Raw genomic sequence first — 13,472 nt, forward strand, 5'->3', positions numbered from 1 at the left:
AACATCACTGTTGATGGAAAAAACGCCTTCGCGAGCAAGCTCACTCCCACAGGTATTGTGGTGGTTGTTAGTGCTGCAGGATTTTCTCGAGGAAGTGCTGCGCGCGTTCGGAGCGGGCGCTGATGTCGCCGAAGAATTCCTCTTTCGGGCAGTCTTCGATGATCTTGCCCTGGTCCATGAAGATCACCCGGTCGGCCACTTTGCGGGCGAAGCCCATTTCGTGGGTCACGCACATCATGGTCATGCCTTCGTGAGCCAGTTGCACCATCACGTCGAGTACTTCGTTGACCATTTCCGGGTCGAGCGCCGAGGTCGGTTCGTCGAACAGCATGACGATCGGGTCCATCGCCAGCGCACGGGCAATCGCCACACGCTGTTGCTGACCACCGGACAGTTGCCCCGGATGCTTGTGGGCGTGCGCCGACAGGCCGACGCGCTCAAGCAGTTGCAGGCCTTTTTTGGTCGCCTCTTCCATGCTGCGGCCGAGCACCTTGATCTGCGCGATGGTCAGGTTTTCGGTGATGGTCAGGTGCGGGAACAGTTCGAAATGCTGGAACACCATGCCGACCCGCGAACGCAGTTTCGGCAGGTTGGTCTTCGGGTCGGCGATCGATGTGCCGTCAACCACCACGTCGCCTTTCTGGAACGGCTCCAGGGCGTTGACGCACTTGATCAGCGTCGACTTGCCGGAACCCGACGGGCCGCAGACCACGATCACTTCGCCTTTCTTGACCTCGGTGCTGCAATCAGTCAGCACCTGGAAGTCCCCATACCACTTGTTGATGTTTTTGATAGAGATCATACGGCGAACCTTTTTTGCAGACGCTTGACCAGCCGCGAGGCGGCGAAGCTGATGATGAAGTACACGAGACCGGCGAAAATCAGGAACTCATTGGAGCGGCCGATGATGTCGCCGCTGGCGCGCGAGGCGTTGAGGAAGTCCACCAGGCCCACGGTGTAGACCAGCGAGGTGTCCTGGAACAGGATGATGCTCTGCTGCAGCAGCAGCGGGGTCATCTTGCGGAACGCCTGCGGCAGGATGATCAGGCGCATCATCTGCCCGTAGTTCATGCCCAGTGCTTGCGCAGCACCCATCTGGCCCTTGGAAATCGACTGCACCCCGGCACGGACGATTTCGCAGAAGTACGCCGCTTCGAACATCATGAACGCCACGACGCAGGAGGTGAACGCACCGATCGGCGTGTCTTCGCCGGTGATCCAGCGCAGCACGAACGGCACCGCCAGGTAGAACCAGGTGATCACCAGTAGCAGCGGAATCGAGCGGAAATAGTTGACGTAGGCGCCAGCGATGCTCGACAGCAGCTTGTTGTGCGACAGACGGCACAGCGCGAGGATCGTGCCGAGAACCATCCCGCCGATCACGCCCATGGCCATCAGCTTGAGGGTCATCACCATGCCGTTCCACAAACCGGGAATGGCCGGGACGATGCCACTGAAATCGAATTCCATTATTTACCCCCCACGGAGATCAGGCCGGGCACCGCGACTTTCTTCTCGACCAGGCGCATCAGCAGCATCAGGCTCATGTTGAGGGTGAAATAGATCAGCGTCGCCAGGGTGAACGCTTCGAACAGGTTGGCCGAGAACTCGGCGGTCTGTTTGGTCTGCGCCAGCAATTCCATCAGACCGATCAGGGACGCCACGGAGGAGTTCTTGAACACGTTGAGGAATTCCGAGGTGAGCGGCGGAATGATGATCCGGTAGGCCTGGGGCAGCAGCACGTTCCAGTAGATCTGCGGCAGTTTGAAACCCATCGCGCGGGCGGCGGATTCCTGGCCACGGGGCAGCGCCTGGATACCGGTGCGCACTTGCTCGCAGACACGGGCGGCGGTGAACAGACCGAGGCAGACGACAACGCTCAGGTAGGCCGAAGTGGTCGGGTTGAGGTCCTGCTTGTACCACTCCTGCAGATCCGGCGGCAGCAGATCGGGCACCAGGAAGTACCAGATGAACAGCTGCACCAGCAGCGGCACGTTACGGAACAGCTCGACGTAGCAGGTCGCGATGCCCGATACGATGCGGTTCGGCACGGTGCGCATGATGCCCAGCAGCGAGCCGAGCAGCAGGGCGATGATCCACGCCACGACGGCGATGGCGATGGTCCAGCCCAGACCGGAGATGAACCAGTCGAGATAGGTCTCGCTGCCCACGCCGGTGGACTTGAAGAACACGCCCCAGTCCCAGTTGTAATTCATTAGGGTCTCCCCTCGATTCGATCGATGTACAAGTGCCCGCCTGGGGAACTCCGTTCCCTCCCCAGTCTTTTTTTCAAAGACCGGGCACACGCGATCGGCTCGACAGCCACCGGTTCGAGTGTTTCCAGAAAAATGCCAGCAGGGAGTGACCATCCCCTGAAAAGGCAGGCGCCTCCTCAGGGGATAAGGTTAGTCAGAAAATCAGGACTTCTTGTCGTCAGCCGCTTTGTCGGTCGGATTGGCGATCAGGTTCTTGAGCTCGTCGCTCATCGGGAAGTTCAGGTTCAGGCCTTTTGGCGGGATCGGCTGCATGAACCACTTCTCGTAGATCTTGTTGATTTCGCCCGATTTGTAGGTGGCGACGATGGCGTCATCCACAGCCTTTTTGAATGGCGCGTCGCCTTTGCGCATCATGCAGCCGTAGATTTCGTACGACTGTGGCGTGCCGGTCACTTCCCAATCGGCGGCTTTCTTGGCCTTGGCGGCTTCGCCGGCGAGCAGGGCGTCGTCCATCATGAACGCAACGGCACGGCCCGATTCCAGCATCTGGAACGACTCGCCGTGGTCTTTGGCGGAGATGACGTTCATGCCCATCTGCTTGTCAGCGTTCATCGCCTTGAGGATGCGCTCGGAGGTGGTGCCGGCGGTGGTCACGACGTTCTTGCCTTTCAGATCGTCGAAATCCTTGTACTTGGAGTCTTTCTTGGACAGCAGACGGGTACCGATTTCGAAGATGCCGACGGAGAAGTCGACCTGCTGCTGACGCTCGACGTTGTTGGTGGTCGAACCGCACTCGACGTCCACGGTGCCGTTCTGCACCAGCGGGATACGGGTCTGCGAGGTGACGAGGTTGTATTTGACTTGCAGGTTCGGCAGGTCGAGGTCTTTCTTGATCGCTTCGACGATGGCCAGCTGGATATCGTGCGAGTAGCCGACCGGCTTGCCGGAAGCATCAGCGATGTAGGAGAACGGAATGGAGGCGTCACGGTGGCCCAGGGTGATGACACCGGACTCTTTGATCTTCTTCAGGGTGCCGGTGAGCTCGGCGGCGAAAACTGGCGTGCTGATCAGAGCGGCAGCAATGGCTGCGCCCAGGATATGGGGAACGATGCGCATCAAATTTTCCTCGACATTGTTTTTTTTATGGAGCCAGTTCGTCGGCCCTTTTTGTGCTTCGAATGCCTGACGGCTCCTGAAGTGTTGGCACAACAGGCATTCGTCGAGAGAGTGTAGAGCATGACTCGTGCCAGAGCAGGCGTCATAGATTAAGTTATTGTTTTGTAACGTTATTAAAGATTTGTGACGGCGATTTTATGAAGATCTGATCCGGTTAACCGAATCGACTGTGGAGTCGCGTTCGGAAAACCGAATGACTCGTAGCGTACAGTTTCAAGACTCCCGGCTCAGTGGCGTTTCATGCAAATACAGCCACTTCACCCCGGCTGGCTGCGCGCTCAGGATCGCCACCGACACTCGCGAATGTTCAGCGCCGTTCAAGCGATGGGTTTCTATGTAGCTCACGGCCAGCATCCCGTCCTGCTGCCATACCGTGTGCACATCGCTGATCTGGATATCGAGTCCCTTCTTCGCGCCTACGGCACTCCTGAACAGCTGCTCGACGTCGGGCCGGTTCAACGGGATCGCCGAAATACCGACCATGCTGAAATCTTCGGCAAATGCCTGCATCAACGGCTCGATGCTCGCGGCGCCCATGCCGTCGGCATCGGTGAATACCCGGAGGATCAGCTCGTGGATGTGGTGAATACTGTGTTCGGCCAGTTCGATCAGATTCTTTGTCATGGGCGTTCCTTTGCAGGGGGCAGTTGATTCATCTGTAGCAGCGGGAAAAGCCCGACCAGCGCTGCGATCGCGAAAGTCGCGTGATAGGCCTGCGTAGTGTCGAGCTGCTGGAGCAGCACATTGAAGATCATCAGAAACAGTGCGGCACCGAGGCTGAAAGACATCTGGCGATTGATGTTCCAGATGACACTGGCCTTGTGCATGTCGCCGTCGGTGAAGTCCATCATGGAGGTGGTCTGCGCGGTATTGGCACCGATGCCGCCACCTATGCCCATCAGGCCGTAAGCGATCACGATGATCCACTGATCACCTGGCGCACTGACCAGCACCAACGTGGCAATGCCGGCGCTGTGCAACAGCATGCCGAGGGTGAACAGGCGCCTGGCGCCGACCCGGTTGTAGACCCGACCGCAAATGGTCATCGCAATGAACGCACCGATGGCGTAGACGAGCATGAACATTCCCGTCAGCCGGGCGCTGAAGTGCAGGGTGCTCTGCAGGTAGAAAATGCTCATCAGGTTGACCCCGGTGAACACGCCCGGAATCGCGTAATAGATGAAAATCGAAGTGCTGAGTTTTTTGCTTCTGAGCAGGCTCAAGTCGATGATCGGGTTGTAGCAGCGGCGGTAGTGCAGCAGATACAGCGCGATGAATATCAGCCCCGCAATGACAAAACCCAGCGCTGCCATTGGCGGATAGTCGCCGCCGTACAGGGACATCCCCATCAGCAGGCTGGCGAGCGCCGAGCTGACCAGCAACAGGCCCTGGATATCCGGACGCTGAAGTTCGGCGGGTCGGCTTTCCCTGATCCACAACCAGGACAGCCCGGCAGCAAGCAGCGAAAACGGAATGTTGCTGTAAAACACCCAGCGCCAGGAGCTGAGGTCGACGATGAGGCCGCCCACGGTGGGTGAAATCGCCGGTGCGATCAGTGCGACGGCCATCACCAGCGTGGATATTTTCGCCCGTTGCTCACCCTGGAAAAGATTGAACGTCAGCGCCTGCCCGACCGGAATCAACAGGCCGCCGCCGATGCCCTGGACGAAGCGCCAGATCACCAGTTCCTCAAAGCTGCCTGCCTGGCCGCACAGCCACACCGCTGCTGCAAACAGCAACATCGAGGCCGTCAGAATTTCGCGGCTGCCCAAGCGTGCGGCCAGCCAGGTGCTCACCGGAACGATCAGCGTCAGGCCGAGAATGTAAGCATTGCCAACCCACGCCACCGCAGAGCTATTGACGTGCAACGTTGCCGACAGACTGGGCAGCGCCACCGCCGACATGAAGATGTTGATGCAGTCGATAAAGAAGCCGAGCAGGAACACCGACGCGACTTTATAGCGGTAACTCATGCTGTTTTCCCCTTTGTCGACGAGCATAGGGGCGATAGACTCCGGCCGTCGATGCAATGGGGCTGAACATAATGTTTGAAGGGATTGAACCGTGACGCAGGGCGCCCTGCATACGCACTTGAACCGGGTACAGACGTTTCTGGCGATTGCCGAACTGGGATCGTTCACCAAGGCTGCCAGCCATCTCAACCTCAGCCGGGCCATGGTCAGCCTGCACATCAAGGCGCTGGAAGCGGCGTTGTCTACAACGCTGCTGATGCGCAACAGTCGTGCTGTGTCCCTGACCGAGGCCGGGCAGAGCTTTTACAACGAATTCAAAACCATCGTTGCCGATATCGACACAGCCTTCGACAGGGTGATGCACGGCACAAACCGCGTTTCGGGAACGTTGCGGATCAGTTCCACCAGTGAATACGGCGAGCGATTCATCCTGCCGCTGATTCCGCTGTTCGCCGAGCGCTATCCGGACATCCGCCTGTGCTACGACTTCAACTCTTCGCTCAACGATCTGCTTGCCGAACGGCTGGATCTGGTGGTTCGCCTGGGCAATCTGCCGGACTCGGCTTTCAAGAGCCGGAAACTGGCGGACTATGACATTGTGCTGGTGGCGACTGAAGGGTTTCTGGCCCGCTATCCGGTAAACACGCCGCAGGATCTCAGTGCCGCACCGTGGATCGCCAACAGCAATTTGCTGGCGCCGACGCAGTGGGTTTTACGCGATGGTGTGGGGGAGGGGGTCGAGGTCAGTGGCACGCGCCAATTCCAGTCAAATTCCTCGACGGCGATTCGTTCGATGACGTTGTCGTCGCTGGGGGTGTCGGTGTTGCCGGCGTGGATGGTTGAAGACGATTTGGCCTGCGGGCATCTGGTGCGCGTGTTGCCGGAATACTCGCTGCCGTCACAGCCGATCAGCCTGGTGTTTCCTGATACGCCGCATTTGCCGCAGAAATCGCGGGTGTTTATCGATTTTCTGTTGGCGCATCTGGGGCGCTGAAATCAAAAGCCCCTCACCCTCACCCTAACCCTCTCCCGGAGGGAGAGGCGACTGACCGAGTTGTTCTTGCGAGCTTCGCCGACCTGAAATGTCGAGCCGAACTCAGGTCATGAAAAGCATGAAGATCTGCTCCCTTTCTCCCCTCGCGCAGGACTGGAGGATTTCCCCAAATCTGCTCCCTTTCCCCCTCGCCCCCCTTGGGGGGAGAGGGCTGGGGTGAGGGGGGCTGGATCTTGCGGGCACAACAAAAAGCCCCTGAATCTCACAACTCAGGGGCTTTCGTTTCAGCCTCCTGTAAAGATCAAGCCGCCTCGATCTTCCGGTTCTGCTCGACCTTGCCCAGATACGTCGTCAGCTTCTGCTGCTCGTCCGGCGTAGTGAACAAGCCCAGCTTGGTACGGCGCCACAGAATGTCATGCGCCCTGGTCGCCCACTCTTCGCTGCACAGGTAATCGACTTCACGGGTGTAGAGACCGCCGCCGATGTGCTCACCCATGTCGGCCAGCGTTTCCACGCCTTCAAGCATGCGCCAGGTGCGGCTGCCGTAAGTGACGGCCCAGCGCCGGGCGATTTCCGTCGGGACGAAATCGAACTTGTCGCGAATCCGCGCGCTCAGGGCCTCTGGCGTGGTCATGTCTTCACCGCCGGGTAGCGTGGCGGTGGCGGTCCAGCTTGGGCGCATCTGGGTGAAGAACGGCATCAACTGCGCCATCGCCGACTCGGCGAGTTTGCGATACGTAGTCAGCTTGCCGCCGAACACAGACAGCAGTGGCGCTTCTTCAGCGTTGCCCGACAGCGCCAGGGTGTAATCGCGGGTGACGGCGGACGGGTTGTCGGATTCGTCGTTGCACAGCGGCCGGACGCCCGAATAACTGTGCAGGATGTCTTCGCGGCTGACTTGCTTCTTGAAGTGGGCGTTGACCACTTTCAGCAGGTAATCGGTTTCGCCTTCGGTGATCGCCACTTTCGCCGGGTCGCCGGTGTACTCACGGTCGGTGGTACCGATCAGGGTGAAGTGGTTCAGGTACGGAATGGTGAAGACGATGCGCTGATCTTCGTTTTGCAGAATGTGCGCATGTTCACCTTCGTACAGTTTCGGCACGATGACGTGGCTGCCCTGAATCAAACGGATGCCGTACGGCGATTCCATCTTCAGGTCGTCGCGGATGAATTTGGCAACCCACGGGCCGGCGGCATTCACCAGCGCTTTGGCGGTGATCGAAAACAGGCTGCCGTCGGCGCGCTCCAGATGCAGATGCCACAGGCCCTTGGTGCGTCGGGCACTGACACAGCGGGTCTGGGTGTGTACGTGGGCGCCTTTCTCACGCGCAGCCATGGCGTTCAATACCACGAGGCGGGCGTCATCGACCCAGCAATCGGAGTATTCGAAGCCTTTCCTGATTTCGCTTTTCAGCGCGCTGTCGGCGCCAAACTTCAGACTTTTCGAACCTGGCAGCTTCTCGCGTTTGCCGAGGTTGTCGTAAAGGAACAGGCCGGCACGAATCATCCACGCCGGGCGCAGGTGCGGGCGGTGCGGCAGGACGAAACGCATCGGCTTGACGATGTGCGGCGCCTTGGCAAGCAGCACTTCGCGCTCGGCCAGCGCTTCACGCACCAGACGGAATTCGTAATGTTCCAGATAGCGCAGGCCACCGTGGATCAGCTTGCTGCTGGCCGACGAGGTGTGGCTGGCCAGGTCATCTTTTTCGCAAAGGAACACCGAAAGACCGCGACCGGCGGCATCCGCTGCGATCCCCACGCCATTGATCCCGCCGCCGATCACGGCAACGTCATAGATCTCGGAGAGAGGGGGCGTACGCAAGGTAGAGGTGGACATCGGCTGGCCTCGGTTCTTTTGGTTTTATGTCTTGGAAATCGAACATTAATGTTCATTTGCGAAAATGGTAGCCCATAAAGACGCGCACAGCCAGTCACGTTCGATTGAAAAAACTCATCGAAGGGCTGAGAAAGGAAAATATTCGAACATTAAAAGCAAAAGATCGCAGCCTTCGGCAGCTCCTACAGGAGGAATGCATTCCAGATGTAGGAGCTGCCGAAGGCTGCGATCTTTTGATCTCTGGAAGTGTTAAACGACTTCCAGGCGAATCTTGTGCTGACTCAACAACTGCGCCAGCGCCGGCACCGGCTGCTGATCGGTGACCAGGCAATCGATCAGGCTGATCGGCCCCAGTCGGATCATCGCGTTGCGCCCGAACTTGCTCGAGTCCGCCGCGAGAATCACCTGCCGCGCGTTGGCAATGATCGCTTGGCTCACCCGCACTTCCTGATAATCGAAGTCGAGCAGGCTGCCGTCCTCATCGATCCCGCTGATCCCGACCAGGGCGAAATCGACCTTGAACTGGTTGATGAAGTCCACGCTCGCCTGACCGACCACACCGCCGTCACGCCGCACGTTACCGCCGGTCAGCAGCACATCGAAATCATCCTTGGCGCTGAGCATCGAGGCGACATGCAGGTTGTTGGTGATGATTTTCAGGTGACTGTGATTGAGCAGGGCGCGGGCGATCGATTCGGTGGTCGTACCGATATTGATGAACAGCGAGGCGTGATCGGGGATCTGCGCGGCGATGGCTTCGCCGATGCGTTGCTTTTCATCGCGCATCTGATCGGCACGCATGGCATACGCGGTGTTTTCGACACTGGAATCGTAAGCGGCGCCACCGTGGTAGCGACGCAGCAGATTGGCTTCCGCGAGCTGATTGATGTCGCGGCGGATGGTTTGCGGGGTGACAACGAACAGCGTGGCCATTTCCTCGATACTCACATAGCCGCGTTCGCGGACCAGCTCGAGGATTTGCTGCTGACGGGGAGGCAGATTCATGGGGCTTCCTTTGGGCTGCCAAGCAAAATTTGCCCATGATGCCGCAGGAATCTGCTCCCTACCAGTTAGATACCCTTCTGGAACTGCACGTTGGCTTATTCAGCGTCCTCGCGCGCCCAGTCACGGGTGCGGCTGACGGCTTTTTTCCAGCCTTTGTACAGTTTCTCTTTTGCGACTTCGTCGAGGCTCGGTTCGAACTCGCGCTCGATCACTGCCTTGCCGCGCAGTTCTTCCAGGCTGCCCCAGAAATCGCAGGCCAGACCGGCCAGATACGCCGCGCCCAGTGCAGTGGTTTCGCGCATTTGCGGGCGTTCGACCTGGGTGCCGAGGATGTCGGCCTGGAACTGCATGAGGAAGTTGTTCGCCACCGCGCCGCCGTCCACGCGCAGGGCCTTGAGGCGTTCGCCGGAGTCCTGTTGCATGGCGTCGAGTACGTCGCGGGTCTGGTAGGCGATCGATTCCAGCGCGGCGCGGATGATGTGATCGACACGCACGCCGCGAGTCAGGCCAAACAGTGCGCCACGGGCATACGGGTCCCAGTACGGTGCGCCGAGACCAGTGAATGCCGGCACCAGATAGACGCCGTTGCTGTCCTTGACCTTGTTGGCGAAGTATTCGGTGTCGTGGGCGTCGTTGACGATTTTCAGTTCATCGCGCAGCCATTGCACGGTCGAACCGCCGTTGAACACTGCACCTTCGAGGGCATAGGCAACTTCGCCGCGCGGGCCGCAAGCGATAGTGGTGAGCATGCCATGCTGGGATTTCACCGCTTTGTCGCCGGTGTTCATCAGCAGGAAGCAGCCGGTGCCGTAGGTGTTTTTCGCCTGGCCCGGCTCCACGCACATCTGCCCGAACAGCGCCGCTTGCTGATCGCCGGCGATACCGCCGATGGCGATGCCGCTCTTGGTGCGACCGTAGATTTCCGAGGAAGCTTTGACTTCCGGGAGCATCTCGCGCGGGATGTCGAGAATCTCCAGCATCTTCGAATCCCACTCCAGCGAGTGAATGTTGAAGAGCATGGTGCGCGAGGCGTTGGTGTAGTCGGTTACGTGTACCTTGCCGCCGGTGAATTTCCAGATCAGCCAGCTATCTACGGTGCCGAACAGCAGTTCGCCGTTGCGTGCGCGCTCGCGGCTGCCTTCAACGTTGTCGAGGATCCACTTGAGTTTGGTGCCGGAGAAGTACGGGTCGGTGACCAGGCCTGTGGTGTCGCGGATGTAGTCTTCGTGGCCGTCGCGCTTGAGCTGCTGGCAGATCTCGGTGCTGCGGCGGCACTGCCAGACGATCGCGTTGTACACCGGGCGGCCGGTGGTCTTGTCCCAGACTACGGTGGTTTCACGCTGGTTGGTGATACCGATCGCGGCCACCTGGTCGTGGTGCAGGCCGGCCTGGGCCAGTGCCTCAACCATCACTGCGCTCTGGGTGGCGAAAATTTCCATCGGGTCATGTTCGACCCAACCGGCCTGCGGATAGTGCTGAACGAATTCGCGCTGCGCGGTGCAGACCACGTTCGCGTCGCGGTCGAAAATGATCGCGCGGGAGCTGGTCGTACCCTGATCAAGGGCAATGATGTAGTTCTTGTTCTGAATGTCGGTCATGTCGATTGCCTTGGACGAAAAAAACGAGAGTGGGCCATGGCGCAGGCTCGGATGGGCAGGAGCCGGCGCCGACTGTTTCAAGAAGTTCTTGGTTTGCCGTCAATGGCCGGTTCTGCATCCTTTGTAGCAGGTGTGGCGCCGGTCAGGTGACGAGCGATGAGCCCGCGATACCCGGCAGCGCCGAGGCAGGCACCGACAATCGGTGCAAAAATCGGAATCAGGAAATATGGAATATCACGTCCACCGGTGAAGGAAATTTCACCCCAACCGGTAAAGAAAGTCATCAGTTTCGGACCGAAGTCACGTGCCGGGTTCATCGCGAAACCGGTCAGCGGACCCATCGCACTGCCGATCACGGCAATCAGCAAACCGATCAGCAGCGGTGCCATCGGGCCGCGTGGCAGACCGTTGTTGTCATCGGTCAGGGCCATGATCACGCCCATCAGGATCGCGGTGATGATCATCTCGACCAGAAATGCCTGAGCCGTCGACAGCACCGGGTTCGGGTAAGTCGAGAACACCGACGCCAGTTCCAGGCTGGCGGCCGAACCACGCACCATCTGGTGGGTTTGTTCGTAATCGAAGAACAGGTTGCTGTAGAGCGTGTAGACCAGCAGCGCGCCGCAGAAGGCGCCGGCGATTTGCGCAAGGATGTAGAACGGCAGTTTGCGCTTTTCGAAGTCGGCGAAGATCGCCAGAGCAATGCTCACGGCCGGGTTCAGGTGCGCGCCGGATACCCCGGCGGTGAGGTAGATCGCCATGCTCACGCCGACGCCCCAGATGATGCTGATTTCCCAAAGGCCGAAGCTGGCGCCCGCGACTTTGAGCGCGGCGACACATCCGGTGCCGAAGAAGATCAGAAGGGCCGTGCCGAGAAACTCGGCCATGCATTGGCCGGAAAGCGAAGGTTGCGGTAAAGCAGCTGTCATTGAAAACCTCGGTTCTTTTTCTTGTGTGGCGCCTTGCCAACGGAGCAGGGCGCGATCTTCACCGGGTCGGAATCCCCATTCGGTTCCCGGGTTACTGCTGGGTACTGCGTTGACCATAATTCTTACATTATTCAGATTCGAAAAAATATAGACAAGAAACAAACCTGTCAAAGGTCGAAAGTGAACCGTCGGTCACAATAAAACTATTCGCTGTGTGAATGATCAGCGCAGGTGTTTGACTGAATATGCCGCCGAGCCGCGGGAATCGCGGGCGGCGCTAGAGCCTTTTGCCAATTGATGACCTAGAATCGGCCGCAGGTTTTTTCTGAGATTGCCGAACCCGGAGCTGCCATGACCCCAGCGTTGGACTTGTTGAAAAAAGTTCGTGCCGAACATCGCGTGCACAGTTACGAACATGATCCGAAGGCCGCGTCCTATGGGCTGGAGGCAGCGGAGAAGCTCGGACTCGAACCGGCGCAGGTGTTCAAAACCCTGCTGGCCGCCAGTGAAAAAGGTGAATTGCTGGTGGCTGTGGTGCCGGTCGTCGGAACGCTCGACCTCAAAGGGCTGGCGCACGCCGCCGGAGTGAAAAAAGCCGAAATGGCCGATCCGGCTGCTGCGCAACGTTCCACTGGCTACCTGTTGGGCGGCATCAGCCCGCTCGGGCAGAAGAAACGCCTGCGTACCTTCATCGATAATTCCGCTCAGGGGTTCGCGACTATTTATGTGAGTGCCGGGCGGCGAGGACTGGAAGTGGAATTGGCACCGGCAGTATTGGCCGAGCACACCCAGGCGAAGTTCGCGGATATCGGCCGGGCGTAACAAGCGTGCAAGCTGTATGAAGAAAAAATTGCGCTTCTGTCACTGGCACTGATCCGGGCCGCCGTTGCATGCTCGATCGACCAATTCAGGGAGAAAATCATGCAGCTTGCGTTTCATCAGGTCGACGCTTTCAGCGATCGGCCGTTCAGTGGCAACCCGGCGATGGTCTATCGGCTCGACAGCTGGCTGGCCGATGACTTGATGCAGAAAATTGCCGCCGAACACAACCTGGCGGAAACCGCATTTCTCGTTCGCGAAGGCCAGGCCTGGCATATCCGCTGGTTTACCCCAACCACTGAAGTGCCGTTGTGCGGACACGCGACCCTGGCCAGCGCGTTTGTGCTGTTCGAAATCCATAAGGAAAGTGCCGAGCGCATCGACTTCACCTGCAAGTCTGGCGCGCTGAGTGTCAGCCGCGAGGGCGACCGCTTGTGGCTGGATTTCCCGACGATCATCCCCTCGGAAATCGGCGTGACGCTGGATGTCGAGCGGGCGCTCGGCGTTGAGGCGGTTGATGTGCTCGGCTCCAACGAATTGTTCGTGGTGCTGGAGTCGGAACAAGCCGTGCTCGACTGCAAGCCGGACATGGCCGCGCTGGCGAAACTGCCGTGGCTGGGCGCGATCGTTACTGCGCGTGGCAATCAGCATGACTTCGTCTCGCGCTATTTCGCCCCGGCGATCGGCATCAATGAAGACCCGGTGACCGGTTCGACGCATTGCAGCCTGATTCCGTATTGGGCCAAGCGCTTGGGCAAGTCGAACCTGACCGCGTGCCAGCGCTCGGCGCGGGGCGGGGAGTTGTTCTGTCGATTGGAGGGTGAGCGGGTGAAGATTGGCGGCAATGCGACGCTGGTGGCCAGCGGCACCCTGCATCTGAGCTGACCGCAATCCCTCCTGTAGGAGCTGCCGAAGGCTGCGATCT

At 59.1% G+C, this 13,472-nt stretch carries 13 protein-coding genes; 3 read left to right on the top strand and 10 right to left on the bottom strand.

From position 1 onward, the window contains the following. Positions 1-67 precede the first annotated feature (67 nt). The 6 genes from AC0Z4S_RS13580 to AC0Z4S_RS13605 all read right to left on the bottom strand — a co-directional run bounded on the left by AC0Z4S_RS13580 (position 68) and on the right by AC0Z4S_RS13605 (position 5,365). Positions 68-802 (bottom strand): amino acid ABC transporter ATP-binding protein, encoded by a 735-nt coding sequence (locus AC0Z4S_RS13580; RefSeq protein ID WP_485623389.1) that lies wholly within the window; start codon positions 800-802, stop codon positions 68-70. Continuing rightward, on the bottom strand, positions 799-1,470 hold the full coding sequence (locus tag AC0Z4S_RS13585) for an amino acid ABC transporter permease (RefSeq protein ID WP_217865352.1): 672 nt from the start codon (positions 1,468-1,470) through the stop codon (positions 799-801). Before AC0Z4S_RS13585 ends, AC0Z4S_RS13580 begins: the two co-directional genes overlap by 4 nt. Next, complete coding sequence (locus AC0Z4S_RS13590) at positions 1,470-2,216, bottom strand: amino acid ABC transporter permease (RefSeq protein WP_056790046.1); 747 nt, start codon at positions 2,214-2,216, stop codon at positions 1,470-1,472. The genes AC0Z4S_RS13585 and AC0Z4S_RS13590 overlap by 1 nt, the downstream gene beginning before the upstream one ends. A gap of 201 nt (positions 2,217-2,417) precedes the next feature. Continuing rightward, positions 2,418-3,332: a glutamate/aspartate ABC transporter substrate-binding protein gene (locus AC0Z4S_RS13595; RefSeq protein WP_253495523.1), complete on the bottom strand. Its 915-nt coding sequence runs from the start codon at positions 3,330-3,332 to the stop codon at positions 2,418-2,420. Between the two features lie 273 nt (positions 3,333-3,605). Further along, the gene (locus AC0Z4S_RS13600; protein WP_485623390.1) at positions 3,606-4,016 is read right to left on the bottom strand and encodes a DUF4440 domain-containing protein; all 411 of its coding nucleotides are present in this window, start codon (positions 4,014-4,016) and stop codon (positions 3,606-3,608) included. Continuing rightward, positions 4,013-5,365, bottom strand: a complete 1,353-nt coding sequence (locus AC0Z4S_RS13605) for an MFS transporter (protein ID WP_485623391.1) — start codon at positions 5,363-5,365, stop codon at positions 4,013-4,015. Before AC0Z4S_RS13605 ends, AC0Z4S_RS13600 begins: the two co-directional genes overlap by 4 nt. A gap of 106 nt (positions 5,366-5,471) precedes the next feature. Between AC0Z4S_RS13605 and AC0Z4S_RS13610 the strand changes: the two genes are divergently transcribed. After that, positions 5,472-6,359 (top strand): LysR family transcriptional regulator, encoded by an 888-nt coding sequence (locus AC0Z4S_RS13610; RefSeq protein WP_485623589.1) that lies wholly within the window; start codon positions 5,472-5,474, stop codon positions 6,357-6,359. A 301-nt stretch (positions 6,360-6,660) separates the two neighbouring features. Here the strand turns inward: AC0Z4S_RS13610 and glpD are convergent, their stop codons facing one another. From glpD to AC0Z4S_RS13630, 4 genes are all read right to left on the bottom strand, one after another. Continuing rightward, complete coding sequence (glpD, locus tag AC0Z4S_RS13615; RefSeq protein ID WP_485623392.1) at positions 6,661-8,196, bottom strand: glycerol-3-phosphate dehydrogenase; 1,536 nt, start codon at positions 8,194-8,196, stop codon at positions 6,661-6,663. A gap of 249 nt (positions 8,197-8,445) precedes the next feature. Then, entirely contained in the window at positions 8,446-9,201 is a 756-nt protein-coding gene (locus tag AC0Z4S_RS13620; RefSeq protein WP_007953179.1) for a DeoR/GlpR family transcriptional regulator, read from the bottom strand. Positions 9,202-9,296: 95 nt separating this feature from the next. Next, on the bottom strand, positions 9,297-10,799 hold the full coding sequence (gene glpK / locus AC0Z4S_RS13625; protein WP_485623393.1) for a glycerol kinase GlpK: 1,503 nt from the start codon (positions 10,797-10,799) through the stop codon (positions 9,297-9,299). A gap of 77 nt (positions 10,800-10,876) precedes the next feature. Next, a complete protein-coding gene (locus tag AC0Z4S_RS13630; RefSeq protein ID WP_042607374.1) occupies positions 10,877-11,728 on the bottom strand; it encodes an MIP/aquaporin family protein in 852 nt (283 codons plus the stop codon). Positions 11,729-12,079: 351 nt separating this feature from the next. On the opposite strand from AC0Z4S_RS13630, the gene ybaK reads away from it, so the two are divergent. Both ybaK and AC0Z4S_RS13640 read left to right on the top strand, forming a co-directional pair. Continuing rightward, positions 12,080-12,550, top strand: coding sequence for a Cys-tRNA(Pro) deacylase (gene ybaK, locus AC0Z4S_RS13635; protein ID WP_039758379.1), 471 nt, complete (start codon positions 12,080-12,082; stop codon positions 12,548-12,550). A gap of 99 nt (positions 12,551-12,649) precedes the next feature. Next, on the top strand, positions 12,650-13,432 hold the full coding sequence (locus AC0Z4S_RS13640; RefSeq protein WP_253495506.1) for a PhzF family phenazine biosynthesis protein: 783 nt from the start codon (positions 12,650-12,652) through the stop codon (positions 13,430-13,432). Positions 13,433-13,472 lie beyond the last annotated feature (40 nt).

It is taken from the genome of Pseudomonas sp. 1L-B-1-E-C1, assembly GCF_057291835.1.